We start from the raw sequence: 23,897 nt of genomic DNA on the forward strand, positions 1-23,897 counted from the left end.
TTTCTAAATAATTACAGGAAACGCCCCGATTTATTGGGGCGTTTTTTTATTTTTATGACATGACAAATAATACTTTTCTAGATAAAATTGCTCAGGTTTTAACCGAAAATAATTCTGCTAAATTGTTTAATACAGTAGTAGTTTTGCCTAATAAAAGGGCTAAGATTTTTTTGATTGAAGCACTTAAAAAGCAAGTTCAAAAAAATATCCTTGCCCCTGAAATTATTAGTATCGAAGATTTTATTCAGGATATTGCAGGGATTCGAAGTATTGATCCCATAGAATTACTGTTCGAATTTTACGAAGTTTATTTATCTGTCACCGAAAAAAACAATCAGCAGTCTTTTGAGTCTTTTGCTAATTGGGCAAAAACATTGTTGCAGGATTTTAATGAAATAGATCGTTATTTGTTAGACCCGACTCATGTTTTGTCTTATTTGAAAGATATAGAAGATATTAAGAGATGGGGAGTTGAAGTGGAAAACAAAACGGCCTTACTTGAAAAATATATCGATTTCTGGAAGTTGTTACCGCTTTATTATCAATCATTGTACGCTCATTTACTAAAAAAAGGTATTGGATATCAAGGCTTGATTTACCGTGAAGCAGTTGAAAATCTCAATCACTTTTCGAATACTGTTGGTAATAAACAGTTTGTTTTTGCCGGGTTTAATGCTTTGAATGCTTCTGAGGAGAAAATTGTTCAGCATTTAATTGCGAACGATTTGGCAAAAATATATTGGGATGCCGATAAAACGTTTTTAAATGATCCTTTTCATGATGCGGCGCTGTTTTTACGTCGATTTAAAGAAAATTGGAAACATTACAAATCGAATCCTTTTGAATGGATTGTGGACGATTTTTCACAGCCTAAAAATATTCAGGTTATAGGTACGTCTAAAAGTATCGGACAGGCTAAAATTACAGGAAAAATAATCGAGAAAATTATAACTGAAAATCCTGATTCGAAACTTGATAAAGTAGCTGTGGTTCTGGGAGAAGAAAATCTTTTAGTTCCGCTTTTGTATTCCTTGCCGTCTGCAGTGGGGGCTTTGAATATTACTATGGGATATTCGAGTAAAAACAATCCTGCGCAGATTTTGATTGCCAAGTTGTTTAAAACGCATACAAATGCTTTGTCGAGAAAATCCTCGGCTTATGTGTTTTATTATAAAGATGTTTTGGATATTTTGACGCATCCTTTGGTGGAACCTTATGCGCAAACAACGGTATTGGTAAACCGAATAAATACTAATAATTATACTTTTATCAGCCATCAAAAACTGATGGAATTAAACGAAAAACCAACGGATTTATTTTTGTTGTTGTTTCAAAAATGGGACTCGGGTTCGATTTCTGTATTACAATCGGTTTCAAAATTATTGTTGACTATAAAAGGAAATTTAAGCAATGATAGTGAAGAAGATAAAATTACAAAAGCCTTTGTTTTTACCATTTTCAAAATAATTAATAAGCTGATTAATTATTATTCGCAACACGAACACATTGATAAAATTGAAACCCTGCATGCCATTTATAAGCAAGTTATTGATTTGGCTGAGGTTTCTTTTGAAGGTGAGCCTTTGAATGGATTGCAGATTATGGGAGTGCTGGAAAGCCGTGTTTTAGATTTTGATACGGTAATTGTCACTTCGATGAATGAAGGGAAATTTCCAGCGGGAAAATCGCAAAATTCATTTATTCCTTATGATGTAAAAAGAGAGTTGGGTTTGCCTACTTTTAAAGAAAAAGATGCTATTTATACCTATCATTTTTATCATTTGTTGCAACGAGCCAAGAATGTCTATTTACTTTATAATACCGAAAGTGAAGGTTTGGACGCGGGAGAGAAGAGTAGGTTTATAACTCAGTTAGAAGTAGAAAAACAGGCGAATCATAATTTGTCTCACGAAATTTATAATGCAGTTCTGCCTAAAACAGCTTACAAACCCATGGTGATTGAAAAATCACCGGCAGTAATGGAGCGTTTGAAAGTAATTGCTGAAGAAGGCTTTTCGCCTTCGGCTTTGACAAGTTATATCCGAAATCCGATTCAGTTTTATTTTCAGAAAATATTACGAATCAGGGAAGTGGAAGAAGTCGAGGAAAATATTGCTCTGAATACTTTAGGAACTATAATTCACGAGACATTGCTGGCTTTATATACACCTTTTATTAGTAAATTTATATCTGAGGCAGCTATTGAAAACGCTTTTAAATTAATCGATGCTGAAGTTTTAAAACAGTTTAAAATTGTTTATAAAGAAGGCGAAATCAAAAAAGGGCGTAATTTGCTTGCTTTTGAAGTGGCAAAACGCAACGTTTCTAATTTCCTGAAAGTAGAACAGGAAAGTATAAAAGAAGGTGATGTGATTAAGATTATAGCTTTGGAACAAACATTTGGCCGTCAATTAAAGCATCCGGATTTGCCTTTTCCGGTATTGATTAAAGGAAATGTCGACCGAATTGAAGAACGCAACGGAAATATTCGGATTATTGATTATAAAACCGGAAAAGTTGATAAGGCAAATGTGACTTTGAAGGCATGGAATGGATTGACTCAGGAGATAAAAAATGATAAAATCATTCAGGTTTTGGCTTATGCTTTTATGTATGAAACAGAAGCGAAGGGGAAACCAATCGAAGCTGGAATTATTTCGTTTAAAAATTTAAAATCGGGATTTTTACCTTTTAATTTGAAAGAAGATAAAGAGGCTCACATGATTGTTAACGAGGAATTGATGGCTAATTATCTGGAGCAAATAGTATTGTTACTGAAAGAGATATTGGACGAAACGATTCCGTTTGAAGAGAAAATATAATTTTTAACCACAAAGTTCACAAAGGTTTTACGCAAAGCGCACTAAGATTAATTTGTGCTAATTTGTGTAATCTGTGGTTGAATTTAAACTTTCTTAAAGAAATCAAGTAAGACTTTCGTTAATTCTTCTTCATTCTCAATATGGCTCATGTGTCCGTCAGGGAAAGTAACTAATTGTACATTGGTTTCTTCAATTTGTTCTAGATTTTCTTCGTAATTTAAAACAGGGTCTTTTTTGCCCAGAATCAGCATTTTTGGATAAGGAGTTAAATGCAATAACACTTCGCGATCCATACGGGTTTTCATTCCTTCCAGTGAGGCTACAATACCTTGCAGCGGGGTTTTTAAGGCTTCGTTTTTTACTGTTTCTATTTTGTCTTTGAGTCTTTCACGGTTTTCTTCGCTGAATAAATTGGCAATAGAAAGGGATATGAAATTAGAGAAAGATTGTTTGACTGCTTTAATGGCGCGGTTTCTATTTAGTTTTCTTTCGTCACTGTCGGCTCTTGAAGTGGAATTCAGTAAAACCAATCCTTTGATGTAATCAGGATAGGATTCCGCGAAAGCTAAAGCCACATAACCGCCCATAGAATGACCTACAAAAATGGCTTTTCGGATGTGTAATTTGGTCAAAACAGCATGAACTATATCGGCATTGTTTTCCATTGAATGTATGTAACCCAAACATTCCGTTGCACCGTGACCCAATAAATCAATTGTTATCACGCGGTTTTTTTTGGCGAAAACCGAAACGTAATTGTTCCACATTTGTTGGTTTTCCAAGAAACCGTGAAGTAAAATTACAGCGGTACCTTTTCCGGAATCAGTATAAGAAATACGAGTATTTTTAAAGAGAATGGAATTCAATTTCGATGGAATTTATTAGGCAAAAATAGTTTTTTTATTTTTTTAAACCATATAAGTCATGTAAGTTCATCAAAGTTTTTAGAGTCTTTCTTGTATTAAAAATAGTATATTTGAGAAAAGGATTTTTACAAATGAACAGACTTGTTGTTATTGGAAACGGATTTGATTTAGCTCACGGTTTACCTACTTCATACAGAGATTTTATTGATGATTTTTGGAAGAATTTTAAAAGGAAAGTTAATTCAGAAGAATATAAGCAGTTTGTTTACGTTAATGAATCGCATAGTGCTTATTATTCTAATTATGGTATTATAAATAATTTTAAAGATTTTAAAACAAAAATAAAGGAGTATATAAAAGAATATCCAAAATATTATTTTGATGAGAAAAGATTAATTTTTTATACAAGTCAATTTAATGGACAAGAGGTAATATTTAGATTTGAAAACGATTTTTTTTCTCACATAAATATAAAAAATTGTAAAAACTGGGTAGATATTGAAAATGAGTATTTTAGATTGTTAAAAACCATAGTGAAGTCGCAGTGTTTGGATATTTCAAAATCAAAAGAATATTGGGTAAGTGAACAGAAAAAGCAAGTTGAAAAATTGAATAAAGAATTTGAGCAAATTAAAAATCTTTTAGAAAAATATTTAGTAGAAGAAGTATTGAATAAATATAATTTAGATTTATCAACAAATCAAAATTCAGATTGGAATAAGATTTATAAACTTTTAAAACCAATTTCATTATTAAGTAATGAAGAAAATGTTTTGAAAGAATTTACAGATATTGAAGATGTTAGTGAGATAAAAGAACATTTTGTAAAAGAACGAAATCAAGAATTGGTAAATCAATTGTATTTTTTAAATTTTAATTATACGCCAATATCAAGTATTTATTCAGAATTATTAAATAAAGAAGATTCGATAGAAAGTAGAGTTAATTTTATTCATGGAACTTTAGGGAATATTTTGGAGAATAAAATAAATTTTGGCTTTGGAGATGAAATGGATGAAGATTATAAAATGATTGAAAATATAGATGATAATGAATATTTAAGGAATTTTAAATCATTTCAATATTTGCAGAATTCTAATTACAATCATCTGTTACAATTTATTAACGGTGAAAAATACCAAGTTTTAATTGTTGGACATTCTTGTGGTTTATCAGATAGAACAATGCTGAATTCTATTTTTGAACATAATAATTGTCGCTCCATTAAGGTTTTTCATCATGAGATAAAAGATGAAGAAGGTAAAGTTATAAAGGATAATTATACTGAGATTATTCAAAATATTTCTCGACATTTTAATGATAAGAAGTTGATGAGAGGAAAAATAGTAAATAAGACGCTTTGCAAACCTTTACCGCAAATTCAATTGCTTAAAAAAGATTAGTTTTTGTGATTTCGAGGAACGAGAAATCTCATAAAGTATTCAGCTAATGAGATTCCTCGTGCCTCGGAATGACAATTTCGAGAGTATTTGGGTAAAATAAAAAAACGGCTCACTTTCGTAAACCGTCTTTTCTCTTGTTTCTTTATTCTATTCTCTAAAATTAAGAATTCATCAAACTCTCAATTTCCTCTACTTCAATCGGAATATTTTTCATCAAATTAAAAGGTTCACCTTTTTCCTGAATCACCACATTGTCTTCAATTCGGATTCCGAAACCTTCTTCGGGAATGTAGATTCCGGGTTCTACGGTAAAAACCATATTAGCCTGCATCGGTTCGGTCAGGATGCCATAATCGTGCGTGTCCAGTCCCATGTGATGCGAAGTGCCGTGCATGAAATATTTTTTATAGGCCGGCCATTCCGGGTTTTCGTTTTGGACATCAGCTTTGTCAAGTAATCCCAAACCTAGTAATTCCGAACTCATGATTTTACCAACTTCGGCTTGGTATTGTTTCCAGAGTGTTCCCGGAGTCAGCATTTTAGTAGCTTCGTTTTTTACTCTTAAAACAGCGTTGTAAACCGCTTTTTGCCTTTCGGAATAACGACCGGAAACTGGAATGGTACGGGTTAAATCACTGGAATAATTGGCGTATTCGGCAGCAACGTCCAGCAGGATCAAATCACCGGCTTTGCATGGTTTGTTGTTTTCGATATAATGCAATACGTTGGCATTGTTTCCCGAGGCAATAATTGGGGTGTAAGCAAAACCTTTTGAACGATTACGAATGAACTCGTGAATGAATTCGGCTTCGATTTCGTATTCCATCACATCGGGTTTTACAAAAGAAAGAATTCTTCGAAAACCTTTTTCGGTAATATTGCAGGCGTGCTGAATTAAATCCAGCTCTTCTTTTTCTTTAACCGAACGTAGGCGTTGCAAAATAGGATTGCTTTTAGCCACCTGATGTGCCGGATATTTTTCTTTCCACCATTTTACAAAACGCGCTTCACGGGTTTCGGTTTCTACATGTGAGCGGTAATGTTCGTTAGTATTGATATAAATGGTGTCGCAATAAGTCATTAATTCGAACAGCACTTTTTCAAAATCCTGTAGCCAGTAAACCGTTTTTATACCTGAAACAGCAAAAGCTTCGTCTTTGGTTAATTTAGCACCTTCCCAAATAGCGATGAGTTCGCTGGTTTCTTTTAGGAATAAGATTTCTTTTTGGTGTTCGTAAGGAGCATCCGGGAAAAGCAACAAAATACTTTCTTCCTGATCGATTCCGCTTAAATAAAAAATATCGCGATGCTGTGCAAAAGGCAAGGTGCTGTCGGCGCTAACGGGATAAATATCATTGGAATTAAAAACAGCCAGACTATTAGGCTTCATTTGAGCCGTGAATTTGCTGCGGTTTTTTATGAATAAATGGCGATCAATTTGATGGTATTTCATTTGAAAAAGTTTTGAAATACAAATCTAATCAATCCTGTTTAAAAAGACTATAGTGTAGTTTGTGATGAGATAAATAATACCGCAAATTCGCAAATTTTAATAGCTGCCAATGTGGCTAAAGCATTTTAACCGCAAAGGCTGCAAAGATTTTTTGCAAAGCACAGAAGATAATTTTTAAAAAATAATTTGAGAATTCGCGGTCTTAATATTTAATCAATCCATTTGTAATAGCGAGCACCAATTAATGTCGGGATTTCTTTTTCAATTCTGTCTAAAACCCATTCCTGTTTTGGGGTTTGAACGCTTTGTTTTTGTTCTTTTTTGTGTAGTTTCTCGTAAGTGTCAAAATTAATTTCGAAGCTTTTTTCTAAGGTTTCGAAAAGCTTTGTATTTGCAATTGCTGATTTCCACTCCGGCTGAATTGTTCCTTCAAAAACTTTCGATTTAGAACCGCTTCCGTAAGCCAGAAATCCAAAAGTGTTTCCTGAGATTTCTTTTTTCGAATCATAAAAATGGGCTAAAGTAGAAAGGAATCCCATGAAAATGGATCCGGTGTATAGGTTTCCAATCAAAGAAGAAGCTAATTCAGCAGGCATTAATTTTTCTTCAACAAAATTTTTGTATTCCGCAGTTTTGCTGGTTTCTTTAAGTTTGTTTTGATATTCAGCAGGAGTTTCTTCGCCTGAAATAATTGAATTTTCAGCGTCCAAAGCATAAATTTCAGACAACATTCTACGTCCCTGAAACGAATAAGGCAGGTGCATGATGATACTGCTCCATGAATTGTAAAGTGTAGCCGAAGTTTCTTTTAGTTTTTTAAACGAGAAATAAGCATTTCGGGTTCTGTCCATATAGCATTGGTTCGAATATTGTCCGTCAAAAACAGGTTGGTCTTTGTGGATCTCGATTTCGGCTTCTAAATTGTCAAACCAAGGTTCGTTGTTAGTATTTCCGGTAATTGTTTCTTTTGAAACAGTTCTGTATGGTTTGAAAAAGTCAAAAACACCTTTGGTATTAGTAGCCCAGTGATTTTCGAAAGCAATAATTCTTGGGTTTGCTGTAATTAGGATTGCTACAGCTCCGGCACCCTGAGTGTATTCTCCGGTTGAGTTCAAATCGTATTTGGCAAAATCTGTAGTTACTACAATGGCTTTTTTTGTTGGATTTAATTTGATAAAGTCAAGGCAGTTTTGCATAGCATCCACACCGCCGATACAGGCAAAAGTAAAATCAACCACATCGCATTCGCCAAGAGTATTTTCTCCAAATTTTTGCTCCATCAAATCCACTAAATAAGATCCGATAGGTTTAGCGCTGTCAATGGCGCTTTCGGTTCCTACATAGATACGGGCAATTTCGTTTAGGTCAATTTGGTTGTCCTGAATCAGTTTGGTCAACGCATTTGCAGCAAAAACTACGCTGTCCTGATGCGTGTCAGGCAAAGTCATTTTGATTAATCCTAATCCTTTTTCCAGTTTTTCGGGTTCTATATTTCTGGCTTGAGCCAATGTTTTTATGGGTAAATGTAGTTTGGCTACGTCAAATGAGAGTGCGTCAATTCCTGTTTTCATTATCATTTTTTTGAATTTACAAAGATAAAATGACGCTTTGGAAATGCTGTTTTTTTTAGTACACAAAATAGCTTGATTTTGTGTTTTTTGTTGATTTAAAGATATTTGAAAGGAAAAATTATTAAATGTATATTTTTTATGCTTTTGAATGCTAATAATTAATTTGTTTTCTGGGCTGATTTGCTGTTTTTTAGTAAACTAAAATTACTTAAATAATTGTAAATCAATTGTTTATGTTGTATTTTATTGTTGAAAAACCTTATTTTTACTCAAAAACTTTATAACGTTTCTAAATAAGAACGAAAAGGTTGTAGTTCGTTCCTAATTACTCTATTTTTGTGTACTTTTTAAATTATATTCTAAAATATTATGGCAAAATCTGGATTATTGAAATCGTCAATAGCAAAAAAAGTAGCTATGGCACTTTCAGGACTTTTTTTGATGTTGTTTCTAGCGCAGCATTTTTTTATTAATATGATGTCAGTATTAAGTGCTGATGTTTTTAATTCTATTTCTCATTTCATGGGAACTAATCCTCTGGTTCAGTTTGTTATTCAGCCAATCCTTATTATAGGTGTTGTTTTTCACTTCATCATGGGATTTGTATTGGATATTCAAAACAGAAAAGCAAGACCAATAGGATATGCGAGCTACAATGGAGCTGCAAATGCAAGTTGGGCTTCACGTAACATGATCATTTCAGGTTCTGTTATTTTAGCGTTCTTAGCATTACACTTTTATGATTTCTGGTTTCCGGAAATGGTTTATAAGTATGTAGAATTCAACCCGGCAGATGAAACAAGATATTTCCCGGAATTAGTGGAAAAATTTGAAAATCCAGTTCGTACAGGATTGTATTCTTTATCTTTTATATTGTTATCATTACACTTGCGTCACGGATTCAGTTCTTCTTTCCAATCAGTAGGAGCAAATAATAAATACACTAAAGGAATGAAAAATTTCGGATTATGGTTCTCTGTAATCGTTCCTCTAGGATTCGTGTTTATTGCATTATTTCATCATTTCAATCATTAATATTCAATTATAATGGCATTAGATTCAAAAATTCCAAATGGTCCAATTGCGGACAAATGGACAAATTATAAAGATCATATTAATTTAGTAAACCCTGCTAACAAACGTAATTTAGATATTATTGTTGTTGGAACAGGATTAGCTGGAGGTTCTGCAGCTGCTACTTTAGCAGAATTAGGATATAACGTAAAAGCATTTTGTTTTCAGGATTCACCACGTCGTGCGCACTCTATTGCAGCACAAGGGGGAATCAACGCAGCAAAAAATTATAAAGGAGACGGTGATTCAGTTTACAGATTGTTTTATGATACTGTAAAAGGAGGAGATTACCGTGCTCGTGAGGCAAACGTACACCGTTTAGCTGAAGTTTCTGCTAATATTATTGACCAGTGTGTGGCTCAAGGGGTGCCATTGGCTCGTGAATATGGCGGATTATTGGATAACCGTTCTTTTGGAGGAACTTTGGTTTCCCGTACATTTTATGCACAAGGTCAAACAGGACAACAATTATTGTTAGGAGCTTATTCTGCAATGAACCGTCAAATTGGTCGTGGAAAAATCAAAATGTACAATCGTCATGAAATGCTTGAATTAGTAATTATTGATGGTAAAGCAAGAGGTATTATCGCTCGTAACTTAATTACCGGAGAAATCGAAAGACATTCAGCTCACGCAGTTGTTATTGGTTCAGGAGGTTACGGAAACGTTTTCTTCTTGTCTACTAATGCAATGGGTTCTAATGCTACTGCAGCATGGAAAATCCACAAAAAAGGAGCTTTCTTCGCAAACCCTTGTTATACTCAAATTCACCCAACTTGTATCCCGGTTTCAGGAGATCACCAGTCAAAATTAACGTTGATGTCTGAGTCTCTTCGTAATGACGGACGTATCTGGGTTCCTGCAAAATTAGAAGATGCGCAGGCTATCCGTGAAGGAAAGAAAAAAGCAACTGATTTAGCTGAAGCTGACAGAGATTATTTCTTAGAAAGAAGATACCCTGCGTTTGGTAACTTAGTACCTCGTGACGTAGCTTCTCGTGCTGCTAAAGAAAGATGTGATGCTGGTTTTGGTGTTAACAAAACCGGAGAAGCGGTTTATTTGGATTTTGCTGCGGCAATCCAACGTTATGGTACTGAAGCTGCTTATGTAAAAGGTTTAGATGCTAATGACAAAGCTTTAGTAACTAAATTAGGTACTGAAATTGTAAAAAGTAAATACGGGAACTTGTTCCAAATGTATTATAAAATTGTAGACGAGGATCCATATACAACTCCTATGATGATTTACCCTGCGGTTCACTATACAATGGGTGGAACATGGGTTGATTACAACTTGATGACTACAATTCCTGGATGTTTTTCAATTGGAGAATCTAATTTCTCTGATCACGGAGCTAACCGTTTGGGAGCTTCTGCTTTGATGCAAGGTTTGGCTGATGGATACTTCGTATTGCCTTACACAATTGGAGATTATTTAGCTCCGGATATCAAAATGGGACCTATCTCTACAGACAGACCTGAGTTTGAAGAGGCTGAAAAATCAGTAAAAGATTTGATTGCTAACTTTATGAATAATAAAGGAACGCATTCAGTTGACTATTTCCACAAAAAATTAGGTAAAATTATGTGGAATAAAGTAGGTATGGCTCGTAATGAAAAAGGCTTAACGGAAGCAATGGAAGAAATTGCTGCTTTACGTGAAGAGTTTTATAAAGATGTAAAAGTACCTGGAACAGATAAAGAATTCAATCAGGAATTAGAAAAAGCAATTCGTGTTGCTGATTTCTTAGAATTAGGAGAATTGTTTGCTAAAGATGCTTTACACCGTAAGGAATCTTGTGGAGGTCACTTCCGTGAGGAATACCAAACTGAAGAAGGGGAAGCACTTCGTGATGATGATAACTTTGCTTATGTTGCTGCTTGGGAATACAAAGGAAAACCAAGTGATGCAGTATTACACAAAGAGCCATTGAATTACGAAAACATAAAATTAGTTCAACGTAGTTATAAATAAAAGTATAAGAGTTAAGGGTTATGAGTTTAAAGTCGTTCGAAGATTTAGAATGCTGGAAAGCAGCACGAGAATTAAGAATCTTTGTTTCTCAAAATATTCTTCCGAAATTTCCAATTGACGAAAAATATGCCTTAACTAGTCAGCTCAAACGATCTTCTAGATCTGTTAGTGATAATATTGCCGAAGGATTTGGAAGATATCATTATCAAGAAAATATTCAATTTTGCAGAATTGCCAGAGGTTCGTTAACCGAAGCTTTAAATCAAGCGATTACTGCATTAGATGAGAATTATATTGAAGAAGATTTGTTGCAAAATTTTAGAGAAAGGTTCGAGAGAACCAAAGCAATATTAAATGGATATATAAATTATTTAGCTAAGACAAAAATGGAGTAGTAACCCTATAACGTTTAACTCTTAACTTATAACCCATAACAAATTATGAAACTTACATTAAAAATATGGCGTCAAAAAAACGCCCAGGATAAAGGGAAAATGGTCGATTATAAAATCGACGGAATTGAACCTGATATGTCATTCCTTGAAATGCTTGACGTATTCAACGAACAACAAATCAATGCTGGTGAAGAGCCGGTAGCTTTTGACCACGACTGTCGTGAAGGAATCTGTGGAATGTGTTCTTTATTCATCAATGGAGAAGCGCACGGACCAGACAGAGGAGTAACTACTTGTCAATTGCACATGCGTATGTTTAAAGATGGTGATACTATTACTATCGAGCCATTCCGTGCAGCTGCTTTCCCGGTTGTGAAAGATTTAGTTGTTGACAGAAGTTCTTTTGACAGAATCCAACACGCAGGAGGATTTATCTCGGTAAATACTTCAGGAAACACTATCGATGCGAATACAATCCCGGTAAACAAAAAAGATGCTGATGCTGCTTTTGATGCTGCAACTTGTATTGGTTGTGGAGCTTGTGTTGCAACTTGTAAAAACTCATCTGCAATGTTATTCGTTGCTGCCAAAGTTTCTCAATTTGCTTTATTGCCACAAGGTCAGGTTGAAGCTGTTGATCGTGTATTGAACATGGTAAGTCAAATGGATGATGAAGGTTTTGGTAACTGTACAAATACAGGAGCTTGTGAAATCGAATGTCCAAAAGGAATTTCTTTAGAAAACATTGCTCGTATGAACAGAGAGTATATGTCAGCAAGTTTGAAAGGATAATATTTTTTCAATATATTTTAAAAGCGCATTCATTGATTTGGATGCGTTTTTTTGTTGGAATTAACTTTGTGAATCTCTGAGGGAACTTTGCGTATCTTTGTGTAATAACTTTTTCCTATGAAAATAGCGCTTATTCAATCCGATTTAGTTTGGGAAAACCCAAAAGCAAACCGAATTCATTTCGAAGAAAAAATTAATGGGATAAAAGAGTCTGTTGATTTGATTGTACTTCCTGAAATGTTTTCTACGGGTTTTACAATGAATCCTGATAAGGTAGCTGAAACGATGGAAGGCGAAACGTTGTTGTGGATGCAATCTTTGGCAAAAGCCAGAAATATGGCTATAACAGGAAGTTTGGTCGTTGAAGAATCGGGTAATTTTTATAACAGAATGCTGTTTGTATTTCCTTCGGGAGAAATTCAATTTTATGACAAAAGGCATTTGTTTACACTGGCAGGAGAAGACAAGGTGTATACTGCGGGAAGTCAAAAGTTAATTGTAAACTATTTGGGCTGGAAAATTTGCCTGATGGTTTGTTATGATTTGCGTTTTCCGGTGTTTTCCAGAAATGTAGAAAACTATGATTTGCTTTTGTATGTAGCCAGTTGGCCGGAAAAAAGAGTAAATGCCTGGGACGCGCTGCTTAAAGCCCGTGCGATAGAAAATATGAGTTATACTATCGGTGTTAATAGAATAGGTATTGATAATAACGCACATCATTATTCCGGACATTCTCAGTTACTGGATTGTCTGGGAGATTATATTGTGGTTCCAACAGAGGAAGAAAATGTTTTCATAGCTGAATTAGATAAACAAAAAATGATTGTTGCCAGACAAAAATTAGGCTTTTTGAATGATAGAGATCAATTCCAGCTACTTTGATTTAATTTTTCTTCTTTTTGTTTTTATCGTCTTTTTTAGGAGGAGGTGTATAAGGAATACTTAAATCAAAAGTTTGCTCTACATCCCAATTGCTTCTCACATCAATTTCTCCGGAAAAATAAACTACTTCTTCTGCGTATTTTTTCTCTAAGAAATTTCCGGGATCGTATTTCTTGTTTTTGTTGGTGTCATAGATGGCGCGAAGTGAAAACAGAGCAGGATCCAGAAGATTGAATTCTACAGCGGTGTTTTTTTCTACATATTCGCTGGCAACTATTTCTCCTGTTGATTTTAGCAATTCTACGATAAGAGGAAATGATTTTGCATTTTCTAATTTTATCTTTAAATTTCCGTAATCAGTAAGTTCTTTAGTGCTGATTTGGTAGCTTAAAGTGTCGTTTGTCTGTTCGTAAAAATCAGTTAATGCACCTGGGAGAATGGTGAAACTGTATTTTTTAGCAGGTTCTTTTTTAAAGTCTAAATATAATTTTTGGTTAAATTCATCATAGCTTTTAGTGAATTTTACAGCGGTAGAATCTCCGTCTATTAATTTGATTTTTGTTTCATCGAATTTTATCAGAGGTCTTGAAGATTCTAATGCAAAACGATCTTTAAAGCTTACAGGATTGGTAGCGCCAATAGTTAAACTGTCTTTTTTTTGATTTTTAATTTTGAGAGCAAATGTTTTGTTGTAGTTATTTTGTGTAACCTCAATTTTTAAAGAATCCGTTTTTATTGGTTTGTACCAAATTTGAAGTGAATCTTTTTTAGGTATTTTGGTTACAATACTCTCTAAGATTTCATTTTTGTTTTTTACAATGATTTTAGGTTTTGAATTGGTTTCAGATACATTTCCTTCAAAGCCAAGGAATAATTTATTTCCGGATTCTTGAGTTGGTTTAAAAGCTTTAAAAGGGACGTTTTCTTTGAATAATTCAATTTCGTATAAGGTGTCGTTAGGTATAGAAATAAGGTCTTTAATGAAGCCTATTTTTTCGGTTTTCGGATCAAATTTATTGTTGTTGTTCTGGTCTTTAAGGGCTATCAAACGGTATTTTCCAGCTTTAAGATTCTCTAAACGAAAAGTTTTTAAGCTGTCTAGAGTGTTGGTAATGTATCTTGGATTTTGTTTGTAAATAACAGAGTCATTGTATGATTCGTTTGCTTCGTACAACATCACTGAAATAAAGGACTCGGCTTCTTTTTCATAAGCATATTTTATTTTTCCGCTAAGAGCTAATGAATCAATATAGTCACCAGTAGAAAATACATATTTAAATTGATTTAAAGGATTTCCTTCGTTGTTGTCGGTTAGACTTTGTCCAAAATTAAAACTATAGGTTGTGTTGGGTTGTAAAGTGTCATTAATTTTAATAGTGATTTTTTGACTTGCAGTAGTAGGTAAAATGAGAGGCTCGTTTTTCATCGGAGGAGAAATCACTAATTGTTTTTTAAGTCCTTTTAGAATTACTATTTCGTCAAATTCCAATTTGATTTGTTTGGCATTGAAATGAGTGTTGAAATTTTTTGGAAAACTAGTTCTTAGGCTTGGCGGAATGGTGTCTTTTAATCCGCCGGTAATAGAACCTCTTTTGGCACAACTTACTATAGTGATTAGTAATATAATTATCGAAATATATTTAAGTTTGTTTTTCAACATGAAATTTAAAATTTTAGAATCTACAAAATAACAATTATAATTACTGGAATTAAAACTTTTTATAGAATTATTAAGGGAGTATAAGTATCTTTAAAAATAGTTTAGTAGTTTGTACGATTTAAAATCCGGGGATTTTATGAAAAAAATTGATCATATAGGGATTGCAGTAAAAGATATTGAGGCTTCGAATGCTTTGTTTGAAAAATTGTTGGGAGTTTCTCCTTATAAATTGGAAGAGGTAGAAAGTGAAAGTGTTTTAACTTCTTTTTTTAAAGCGGATACGAATAAAATTGAACTTTTGGCAGCGACAAATCCGGAAAGTCCTGTTGCTAAATTTTTAGAGAAAAAAGGAGAAGGGATTCATCATATTGCTTTTGAGGTTGAAAATATTCAGGATGAGATCCAAAGGTTGAAAACAGAAGGTTTTGTTGTTTTGAATGAAATTCCAAAAAAAGGAGCAGATAATAAGTTAGTTGTTTTTTTGCATCCTAAAAGTACCAATGGTGTTTTGGTGGAATTATGTCAGAGTATTAGTTAAAGTTTAGTGTTTTGAAAATCAATGTTTTTTAATTTGTTTTTTTATTAGTTGGAATTTGTATAAAAAACTAAGTGAAAAATATTTGGAACAACCAAAAAATAATGGTAATATTGCAGCCTCTTAACTGGTCCTATAGCTCAGCTGGTTAGAGCACCTGACTCATAATCAGGTGGTCCCTGGTTCGAGCCCAGGTGGGACCACTTTTTAAGCTTAAAAAGCCTTGTAAAATAATAATTTACAAGGCTTTTTTCTTTTTTGGGTTGATGAAGGAGGTGTTTTTTGTTAATTAGATAAGGTTTTTGATAATTTAAGTGCTGAATTCAGTATTAAATTTTTGCAAAATAATGATTAAGTTTAATACGGTTATTGTTTTAATTATTTGGTTGTAATATTAAATGAATGAGGTGTTGTATTTGTTTTTGAAATTTGTAGGAATTTGTTGAAATGCAAAAATAACCGATAAAAACCCTTCAAAATTAACATTTTGTGTGTTTTTCTCCTGTGAGATATTTGTTGGATTGGTATATCTTTGTTTGGGATGTTTAGGTTTTGTGTGGATGTCGGTTTAGGGTGGGTGCTATTTGATTAATGCTAAACATTTTTTTGCTTTTTTATGAAAAGAATGTTAAATAAATATATCTTTTTTCTTGCTTGCTCATTTGTGAGTGTTGAGACTGTTGCGCAATTTGGTGGGACAGATCCAGATTGTCCTACCTGTGTGCCGCCTCCTGTTGGTTTGCCAATTGACAGGTGGCTTATAGGCTTGTTTGTGGCGGCTTTGTTTTTTGGGTTTTGTAAAATATATAGTTTGATTATAAAAAAGAAACGCTCGGTATAGCCGAGCGTTTCTTTTTATATTTTGTTTGCGTATAATTTAGAAACATATTTTCCAATAACATCAAATTCAAGGTTGATTTTTGAGCCTACTTTGAAATTTTTAAAATTAGTATGTTCGTGAGTGTAGGGAATGATGGCTACACTAAATTGATTCTTTTGAGAATTTACTACGGTTAAACTTACTCCGTTTACAGTGATAGAACCTTTTTCGATGGTTAGATTGTTAAGTTTGTCATCATATTCGAAGGTGTAGAGCCAACTTCCGTTGGTTTCTGAAATGGCAATGCAGTCTCCGGTTTGGTCAACATGTCCTTGGACAATATGGCCATCAAGTCGGTCGCCAAGTTTCATGGCTCTTTCAAGGTTTACTAAGTCGCCTTCTTTCCAGCTGCCAAGATTGGTTTTTTTTATAGTTTCGTCAATAGCAGTTACGGTGTATCTGGTGTCTTGTATTTTTACAACTGTCAGGCAAATTCCATTATGGGCTACACTTTGGTCTATTTTAAGTTCATTAGTGATTGAAGAATCTATTGTGATGTGTATGTTGTCTTTTTCTTTTTTTATTTCCTGGATGGTTCCAAGTGTTTCTATGATTCCTGTAAACATTCTTGTTTTATTTTACTAAATTTGCATTTCAAAATTAGCAATAAAAACTTGTGGATATGATTAAAAAAGCAGAAAATATTATCGTAGGAATTTCGATTGGAGATTTAAATGGTATTGGAAGCGAGGTTATTATTAAAACATTTGAAGATGTTCGAATGTTGGAGCTGTGTACGCCTGTTATTTTTGCTAATGTTAAAATTTTGTCTTTTATAAAAAGAAACTTAGAGTCTACGGTTGGGTTACATGGAATTGACAGGTTAGATCAGCTTGTTCCCGGAAAAATCAACGTATTGAATGTTTGGAAAGAAGGGGTGGATTTGAATTTAGGTACGAATGATGATAAGGTGGGGGAGTATGCTATTAAGTCTTTTGTTGCTGCAACTAAAGCTTTAAAGGAAGGTTTGGTGGATGTATTGGTTACTGCTCCTATAAATAAGTATAATATTCAGTCGGAGGAATTTAAGTTTCCGGGGCATACGGATTATTTGGATCAGGAATTAGAAGGTGATGCTTTGATGTTTATGGTGCAGGATAATTTGAGAGTTGGTTTATTGACGGATCATGTGCCGATTAATCAGGTGGCTTCCAAGTTGACTGAGGATTTGATTGTGAAGAAAATCAATACGGTTAAGCAGTCTTTAATTCGTGATTTTAGTATAAATAATCCAAAAATTGCGGTTTTGGGATTAAATCCGCATTGTGGAGATGGTGGAGTGATTGGTAAAGAAGATGAAGAATTGATTCGGCCTGTGTTGAAGAAAATGTTTGACGAAGGAACGATGGTTTTTGGGCCTTTTCCGGCTGATGGTTTTTTTGGGAGTGGTCATTATGAAAAATTTGACGCGGTTATTGCGACTTATCACGATCAGGGCTTGGTTCCTTTTAAGACTCTGTCCTTTGGAAAAGGAGTGAATTTTACAGCAGGTTTGAGTAAAGTGAGAACTTCCCCGGATCATGGGACGGCATATGATATAGCAGGAAAAGGAATTGCTGATTTTAATTCTTTTAAAGAAGCGGTGTATTTGGCTATAGATGTCTATCGCTCAAGGATTCAGTATGAGGAGATGACTGAAAATCCGCTAAAAGTTAAGGAAAAATAAATGTAAATAAAAAAAGATTAATAAGCTTATTGGATTTACAATAATTTTATATCTTTGCACTCCCATTCCGAAACTTCGGAATTGGGCAAAATTTTGTTGAAATGAACAAGACAAAAGAATTTTTAATTCCTTTCGTGGGTTTAAAGCTGGGGAAGCATCATTTTGAGTATCAAATAAATAATGCGTTCTTTGAGATATTTGAGTATGACGAATTTCAAAATTCGGATATTAAAGTATCGTTAGTTTTGGAGAAAAAAAGCAATATGCTTGAGCTGAATTTTAAGCATAAAGGAACGGTTAATGTTCCTTGTGATTTAACGGGTGAGGATTTTGATTTGCCAATCAAAGGTAAAATGAAATTAATTGTTCGTTTTGGCGAAGTGTTTAATAATGATAATGAAGAATTGCTGATTTTGCCTTTTGGAGAATTTGAGATAAATATAGCGCAGTATATTTATGAAATGGTTGTCCTTTCGGTGCCTCAAAAACGAGTTCATCCAGGTGTTAAAGATGGTAGTCTGAAAACGGAAGCTTTGGAAAAGCTGAATGAATTACAGGTAAAAGAAGTAAAGAAAAAAGAGAATAAAGAAGAGAATATAGACCCGCGTTGGGACAAATTAAAGCAACTATTAACGGATAAATAATATAGTAAAATGGCACATCCTAAGAGAAAAACTTCGAAAACAAGAAGAGATAAGAGAAGAACACATTATAAAGCTACTGTAGCTCAAATCGCTACTTGTCCTATTACAGGAGAAGCTCACTTATACCACAGAGCTTACTGGCATGAAGGTAAAATGTATTACAGAGGACAGGTGGTTATTGACAAGTCAGAAGCTACTTTTGCTTAATATGTTTTTATAGAAAATACGAGAACTCTCACATTTTGTGAGAGTTTTTTATTGTTTGTGATTTTCGTTAAATTAGAAGTTTTTAAAGAGGAAGGGTTTAGAATTTTTTTGTATTTTTAACCCCTTTTTTAAATGTTTTCTTCTGTGTAAAAACAGAAGAGGAAATATCCGAATAAAATGAATAAAATTACGGCCGCAATTACTGCAGTTGGAGCTTATGTTCCAGATTTTGTGCTTACAAACCAAGTTCTGGAAACTATGGTTGACACAAACGACGAGTGGATTACTTCGCGTACAGGAATAAAAGAAAGAAGAATTTTAAAAGATGCTGATAAAGGAACTTCTTATTTAGCTATAAAAGCAGCTGAAGATTTAATTGCTAAAGCAGGTGTAAACCCTTTAGAAATCGATTTGGTTTTAATGGCGACTGCAACTCCTGATATGCAGGTTTCTGCTACAGGTGCTTATGTTGCTACTCAAATAGGGGCTACAAATGCTTTTGCTTATGATTTACAAGCAGCTTGTTCCAGTTTTTTATATGGAATGTCTACAGCAGCGGCTTACATTGAATCGGGAAGGTATAAAAAAGTGCTATTAATAGGTGCTGATAAGATGTCTTCTATCGTTGATTATACAGATAGAACAACTTGCATTATTTTTGGAGATGGAGCCGGAGCTGTATTGTTTGAACCTAATTATGAAGGTCTTGGATTGCAGGATGAATATTTAAGAAGTGATGGTATTGGTCGTGATTTCCTGAAAATTGATGCAGGGGGTTCACTACATCCGCCAACAATTCAAACTGTAGAAGAGAAAAGACATAGTATTAGACAAGATGGGAAAACAGTATTTAAATATGCTGTAACCAATATGGCCGATGCAAGTGAGCAAATTTTAAAAAGAAACAACCTTACTAATGAAGATGTTGCTTTCTTAGTGCCACATCAGGCTAATAAACGTATCATTGATGCTACTGCAAGCAGAATGAATTTAGAGGAGTCTAAGGTTTTAATGAATATCGAAAGATATGGAAATACTACATCAGCAACCTTACCTCTGGTTTTAAATGATTTCGAACATTTGTTTAAAAAAGGAGATACCATTATTTTTGCTGCATTTGGAGGAGGATTCACTTGGGGATCTATTTATCTAAAATGGGCATACGACAAAAAATAAATTTAAACTAAAATCACAAATATTATGGATTTAAAAGAAATTCAGAACCTAATTAAATTTGTATCCAACTCTGGTGTTGCTGAAGTAAAGTTAGAAATGGATGATGTTAAAATTACCATTAGAACTACTTTAGAAAGTACAGTTTCTGAGCCAACTTATGTACAACAGTTGCCAGCTCAGGCGCCAGTACAACAAATTATAGCTACTCCTGCAGCTCCTGTAGCAGCAGCTCCTGTAGCAGCGGCTCCTGCGGCTGATGATACATCAAAATATATTACAATTAAGTCTCCAATGATTGGAACTTTTTATAGAAAACCTTCTCCGGACAAACCAATGTTTGTTGAAGTAGGTAGTACTATTGCAAAAGGAAGTGTTCTTTGTGTTGTTGAAGCAATGAAATTATTTAACGAAATTGAATCTGAAGTTTCCGGAAAAATCGTTAAAATATTAGTTGATGATATGTCTCCGGTTGAATTTGATCAACCATTATTCTTAGTAGATCCATCATAGTTTTTAAAAATTCCAATAGACAAATCACAAAATCCAATTATTTGGAATTTGGAGATTGGAATTTGTAATTTTTAATATAAATAAGATGTTTAAAAAAATATTAGTTGCAAATAGAGGGGAAATTGCACTTCGTGTAATTAGAACGTGTAAAGAAATGGGCATTAAAACAGTAGCGGTTTATTCTACTGCCGATGCAGAAAGTTTGCATGTTAAGTTTGCTGATGAAGCGGTTTGTATAGGACCTGCTCCAAGTAACCTTTCTTATTTGAAAATGTCAAATATTATTGCTGCAGCCGAAATTACTAATGCTGACGCAATTCATCCGGGATATGGATTCCTTTCTGAAAATTCTAAATTTTCAAAAATTTGTCAGGAGCACGGAATTAAGTTCATTGGAGCTGCTCCGGAAATGATTGACAGAATGGGGGATAAGGCTTCTGCAAAATCAACTATGATTGAAGCCGGAGTTCCTTGTGTTCCAGGTTCTGAAGGAATTTTAGAGTCTTATGAACAAGCACAAAAAGTAGCTAAAGAAATAGGTTACCCTGTTATGATGAAAGCTACAGCAGGTGGTGGTGGAAAAGGAATGCGTGCTATCTGGAAAGAAGAAGATCTTCATAAAGCATGGGAAAGTGCCCGTCAGGAAGCTGCTGCTGCTTTTGGAAATGACGGTATGTACATGGAGAAATTAATTGAAGAGCCACGTCATATTGAAATTCAGGTAGTAGGAGATGCTTATGGTAAAGCCTGTCACCTTTCTGAAAGAGATTGTTCGGTTCAAAGACGTCACCAAAAATTAACTGAAGAAACTCCTTCGCCATTTATGACTGACGAATTGCGTCAGAGAATGGGTGAAGCAGCAGTAAAAGCTGCTGAATATATTAAGTATGAAGGTGCCGGTACGGTAGAATTCTTAGTTGATAAACACCGCAATTTCTACTTTATGGAAATGAATACCCGTATCCAGGTAGAGCATCCAATTACAGAGCAGGTTATTGATTACGATTTGATTCGTGAGCAAATTATGGTTGCAGCTGGAATTCCAATTTCTGGTAAAAACTATATGCCACAATTACACGCTATTGAGTGTCGTATCAATGCCGAAGATCCATACAATGATTTTAGACCTTCACCAGGAAAAATTACTACCTTACATATGCCGGGTGGTCATGGAGTACGTTTAGATACTCACGTATATTCTGGTTATACAATTCCACCAAATTATGATTCGATGATTGCTAAATTGATTACTACTGCCCAATCTCGTGAGGAGGCAATAAGTAAAATGAGAAGAGCATTAGATGAATTTGTGATTGAAGGAATCAAAACTACAATTCCATTCCATAGACAGTTAATGGATGATCCTCGTTATATTGCGGGTGATTATACTACAGCATTTATGGAATCCTTCAAAATGAATGATCCTGAATAAACTAAGTTTTTATTTATAGAAAAACCTCACTAAAAAGTGAGGTTTTTTTGTTTTAAATGAATTACAGTGTTTCTTTCAGCCATTTGAAGAATTCTCTCTGCCAAATTTGGGCGTTTTGAGGATTGAGAACCCAGTGGTTTTCTTCAGGAAAATAGAGAAAACGACTTTTTATTCCTAGTAATTGCGAAGCTTGGAAAGCTTCTTGTGCCTGACCAATAGGTACACGAAAATCTTTTCCTCCCTGGATAATCAATATAGGTGTATTCCAGTTGTTTATTAAATTTATTGGATTGAATTCGTTGTACGCTTTTTGGGCAACAGAATTGTCTTTCTCCCAATAAGCTCCGCCAAAATCCCAGTTACTAAAAAATATTTCTTCGGTAGTTCCATACATGCTTTGGGTATTGAAAACACCATCGTGAGCTATGAAAGTTTTAAAACGATTTTGATGTATTCCGGCTAAATAAAATACCGAATAGCCACCATAGCTGGCACCAACACAACCCAAACGGTTTGTATCTACATAAGTTTCCTGAGAAACGGCATCGATAGCCGAAAGGTAATCGTCCATAACTTGTCCGCCCCAGTCTTTACTAATTTGTTCGTTCCATTCCACTCCGTGACCCGGCATTCCACGGCGGTTAGGTGCTATAATAATATAACCATTGGCAGCCATTAATTGGAAATTCCATCTGAAAGAATAAAACTGACTTAAGGCGCTTTGTGGTCCGCCCTGACAATAAAGTAAGGTAGGATACTTTTTAGAAGCATCAAAATCAGGCGGAAAAATTACCCAAACCAACATTTTCTTGCCGTCGGTAGTAGTTGCGTATCTTTTTTCGGTTTTGCTTAAAGCAATAGTATTGTAAATGTCGGTGTTGACATTAGTGATTTGTTGCCAGTTTTTTTCAATTAAATCATAGGAAAAAATTTCTGCAGCGTGATTAGTGTCTTCTCTGGAGACTATGATTTTATTGTTGTTAAAACCAATGAGTTTGGTAATGTCAAAATAGCCATCGGTTATTTGTTGTACTTGTGGCTGTACTTCGGCTTTTTCAGGAAGATTAACTTCAAAAAGTTGTTTAGTGCCGTCAATTGGGGCAATAAAATAGATTTTTTGGTTGTCCTCACTCCATAGAAAATTATCTACAGTTCCATCCCAATGTGCGGTAAGATTGATTTTTATTCCGTTTTTGAGAATGATAATGTCATTTTTATCGGCTTCGTAGCCATCACGCTGCATTTGCAACCAAGCCAGAATTCCCGATGCCGAAAATTGCGGAGCAACATCATAGCCTAAATTATCAGCGGTAAGATTGGTGGTTTTGGCTGTTTCCAGTTCGAATTGAAAAATATTACTATTGGTAGAAATAGCATATTCGGTTCCGGTTTTTTTCTTGGATACATACAAAATATTTTTGCTGTCGGGAGACCAGATGTAATCTTCGTCTTCGCCAAAAGGTTTTTGAGGACAATCAAAAAGTTCTTTTTCCATGATGTCAATTTGCGGAGCATCATATTTATTTTCTCTGTAAAAAACATGATTGAATTTGCCTTCGTTCCAAGTATCCCAATGGCGGTAGTTCAGGGAATCATATATTTGAACTTCAGATTTATCGAGTTCAGGGTAAAAATCTTTTCCTAAAATCTTTTGCAATTTTACTTCCTGATGAGAAAGCAGGAGTTTGCCATCAGGGGATATTTTTTTATTGTCTAAAATGCTATTTGTGTCTTCAATTTCGGTTGGATTTCCGCCTTCTATTGGAATAAAATAATGTTTAGTATCCAGTTTGTTTTCTTCTATTGAAGGGGTATTGACTTTGTAAACAATATTTTGTTTGTCTTTAGATAATCCTAATGCTGTTATTCGTCCTAATTGCCACAACAATTCGGCAGTCATTCTATTTTGTGTCATTTGTTTTAAGGCTGCTATTTTTTAGAAGTATAAAAATAGT

20 protein-coding genes and 1 tRNA gene are annotated in these 23,897 nt (G+C 34.2%); 15 read left to right on the plus strand and 6 right to left on the minus strand.

The window, feature by feature from the left end; genetic code table 11:
* The first annotated feature begins 59 nt into the window (after positions 1–59).
* Positions 60–2,822, plus strand: coding sequence for a PD-(D/E)XK nuclease family protein (locus BLR17_RS03980; RefSeq protein WP_066325430.1), 2,763 nt, complete (start codon positions 60–62; stop codon positions 2,820–2,822).
* 83 nt (positions 2,823–2,905) lie between these two features.
* Here BLR17_RS03980 and BLR17_RS03985 read toward each other — a convergent pair whose 3' ends face one another.
* A complete protein-coding gene (locus BLR17_RS03985) occupies positions 2,906–3,688 on the minus strand; it encodes an alpha/beta fold hydrolase (RefSeq protein ID WP_066325427.1) in 783 nt (260 codons plus the stop codon).
* Positions 3,689–3,798: 110 nt separating this feature from the next.
* On the opposite strand from BLR17_RS03985, the gene BLR17_RS03990 reads away from it, so the two are divergent.
* Positions 3,799–5,091 (plus strand): AbiH family protein, encoded by a 1,293-nt coding sequence (locus BLR17_RS03990; RefSeq protein WP_139068324.1) that lies wholly within the window; start codon positions 3,799–3,801, stop codon positions 5,089–5,091.
* A 160-nt stretch (positions 5,092–5,251) separates the two neighbouring features.
* On the opposite strand, the gene BLR17_RS03995 is transcribed toward BLR17_RS03990, so the two are convergent.
* Together BLR17_RS03995 and BLR17_RS04000 are read right to left on the minus strand one after the other, a co-directional pair.
* Complete coding sequence (locus BLR17_RS03995; protein ID WP_066325423.1) at positions 5,252–6,544, minus strand: aminopeptidase P family protein; 1,293 nt, start codon at positions 6,542–6,544, stop codon at positions 5,252–5,254.
* A gap of 209 nt (positions 6,545–6,753) precedes the next feature.
* Positions 6,754–8,115 carry a hydroxymethylglutaryl-CoA synthase family protein gene (locus BLR17_RS04000; protein WP_066325421.1) on the minus strand — a complete coding sequence of 454 codons (1,362 nt, stop codon included), beginning with the start codon at positions 8,113–8,115 and terminating at the stop codon, positions 6,754–6,756.
* 369 nt (positions 8,116–8,484) lie between these two features.
* Between BLR17_RS04000 and BLR17_RS04005 the strand changes: the two genes are divergently transcribed.
* The 5 genes from BLR17_RS04005 to BLR17_RS04025 all read left to right on the plus strand — a co-directional run bounded on the left by BLR17_RS04005 (position 8,485) and on the right by BLR17_RS04025 (position 13,232).
* Positions 8,485–9,150, plus strand: coding sequence for a succinate dehydrogenase cytochrome b subunit (locus BLR17_RS04005; protein WP_066325420.1), 666 nt, complete (start codon positions 8,485–8,487; stop codon positions 9,148–9,150).
* 12 nt (positions 9,151–9,162) lie between these two features.
* On the plus strand, positions 9,163–11,163 hold the full coding sequence (locus BLR17_RS04010) for a fumarate reductase/succinate dehydrogenase flavoprotein subunit (protein WP_066325419.1): 2,001 nt from the start codon (positions 9,163–9,165) through the stop codon (positions 11,161–11,163).
* Between the two features lie 20 nt (positions 11,164–11,183).
* Positions 11,184–11,558 carry a four helix bundle protein gene (locus BLR17_RS04015; RefSeq protein WP_066325413.1) on the plus strand — a complete coding sequence of 125 codons (375 nt, stop codon included), beginning with the start codon at positions 11,184–11,186 and terminating at the stop codon, positions 11,556–11,558.
* Between the two features lie 45 nt (positions 11,559–11,603).
* Positions 11,604–12,350, plus strand: a complete 747-nt coding sequence (locus tag BLR17_RS04020; protein ID WP_066325411.1) for a succinate dehydrogenase/fumarate reductase iron-sulfur subunit — start codon at positions 11,604–11,606, stop codon at positions 12,348–12,350.
* Between the two features lie 117 nt (positions 12,351–12,467).
* The gene (locus tag BLR17_RS04025) at positions 12,468–13,232 is read left to right on the plus strand and encodes an amidohydrolase (RefSeq protein ID WP_066325403.1); all 765 of its coding nucleotides are present in this window, start codon (positions 12,468–12,470) and stop codon (positions 13,230–13,232) included.
* A 1-nt stretch (position 13,233) separates the two neighbouring features.
* Here the strand turns inward: BLR17_RS04025 and BLR17_RS16675 are convergent, their stop codons facing one another.
* Positions 13,234–14,892 carry an Ig-like domain-containing protein gene (locus tag BLR17_RS16675; RefSeq protein ID WP_066325400.1) on the minus strand — a complete coding sequence of 553 codons (1,659 nt, stop codon included), beginning with the start codon at positions 14,890–14,892 and terminating at the stop codon, positions 13,234–13,236.
* A gap of 136 nt (positions 14,893–15,028) precedes the next feature.
* Here BLR17_RS16675 and mce point away from each other — a divergent pair, with 136 nt between their 5' ends.
* Both mce and BLR17_RS04040 read left to right on the plus strand, forming a co-directional pair.
* On the plus strand, positions 15,029–15,430 hold the full coding sequence (gene mce, locus BLR17_RS04035; RefSeq protein ID WP_066325398.1) for a methylmalonyl-CoA epimerase: 402 nt from the start codon (positions 15,029–15,031) through the stop codon (positions 15,428–15,430).
* Positions 15,431–15,556: 126 nt separating this feature from the next.
* Positions 15,557–15,630, plus strand: a tRNA-Ile gene (locus BLR17_RS04040).
* Between the two features lie 652 nt (positions 15,631–16,282).
* Here BLR17_RS04040 and BLR17_RS04050 read toward each other — a convergent pair.
* Positions 16,283–16,873: a riboflavin synthase gene (locus BLR17_RS04050; protein WP_066325388.1), complete on the minus strand. Its 591-nt coding sequence runs from the start codon at positions 16,871–16,873 to the stop codon at positions 16,283–16,285.
* 56 nt (positions 16,874–16,929) lie between these two features.
* On the opposite strand from BLR17_RS04050, the gene pdxA reads away from it, so the two are divergent.
* The 6 genes from pdxA (at position 16,930) to accC (ending at position 21,942) form a co-directional block, all read left to right on the plus strand.
* Complete coding sequence (gene pdxA, locus BLR17_RS04055; protein WP_066325387.1) at positions 16,930–17,973, plus strand: 4-hydroxythreonine-4-phosphate dehydrogenase PdxA; 1,044 nt, start codon at positions 16,930–16,932, stop codon at positions 17,971–17,973.
* 101 nt (positions 17,974–18,074) lie between these two features.
* Positions 18,075–18,617: a YceD family protein gene (locus BLR17_RS04060; protein ID WP_066325386.1), complete on the plus strand. Its 543-nt coding sequence runs from the start codon at positions 18,075–18,077 to the stop codon at positions 18,615–18,617.
* Between the two features lie 9 nt (positions 18,618–18,626).
* Positions 18,627–18,824, plus strand: a complete 198-nt coding sequence (gene rpmF / locus BLR17_RS04065) for a 50S ribosomal protein L32 (RefSeq protein WP_035659528.1) — start codon at positions 18,627–18,629, stop codon at positions 18,822–18,824.
* Positions 18,825–19,001: 177 nt separating this feature from the next.
* Positions 19,002–20,000, plus strand: coding sequence for a beta-ketoacyl-ACP synthase III (locus BLR17_RS04070; protein ID WP_066325384.1), 999 nt, complete (start codon positions 19,002–19,004; stop codon positions 19,998–20,000).
* A 24-nt stretch (positions 20,001–20,024) separates the two neighbouring features.
* Positions 20,025–20,510 (plus strand): acetyl-CoA carboxylase biotin carboxyl carrier protein, encoded by a 486-nt coding sequence (accB, locus tag BLR17_RS04075; RefSeq protein WP_066325382.1) that lies wholly within the window; start codon positions 20,025–20,027, stop codon positions 20,508–20,510.
* A gap of 85 nt (positions 20,511–20,595) precedes the next feature.
* The gene (accC, locus tag BLR17_RS04080; protein ID WP_066325380.1) at positions 20,596–21,942 is read left to right on the plus strand and encodes an acetyl-CoA carboxylase biotin carboxylase subunit; all 1,347 of its coding nucleotides are present in this window, start codon (positions 20,596–20,598) and stop codon (positions 21,940–21,942) included.
* 61 nt (positions 21,943–22,003) lie between these two features.
* On the opposite strand, the gene BLR17_RS04085 is transcribed toward accC, so the two are convergent.
* Positions 22,004–23,857, minus strand: a complete 1,854-nt coding sequence (locus tag BLR17_RS04085) for a S9 family peptidase (protein ID WP_066325377.1) — start codon at positions 23,855–23,857, stop codon at positions 22,004–22,006.
* Positions 23,858–23,897 lie beyond the last annotated feature (40 nt).

Origin of the sequence: Flavobacterium glycines, assembly GCF_900100165.1 — a bacterium.
Lineage (GTDB): Bacteria > Bacteroidota > Bacteroidia > Flavobacteriales > Flavobacteriaceae > Flavobacterium > Flavobacterium glycines.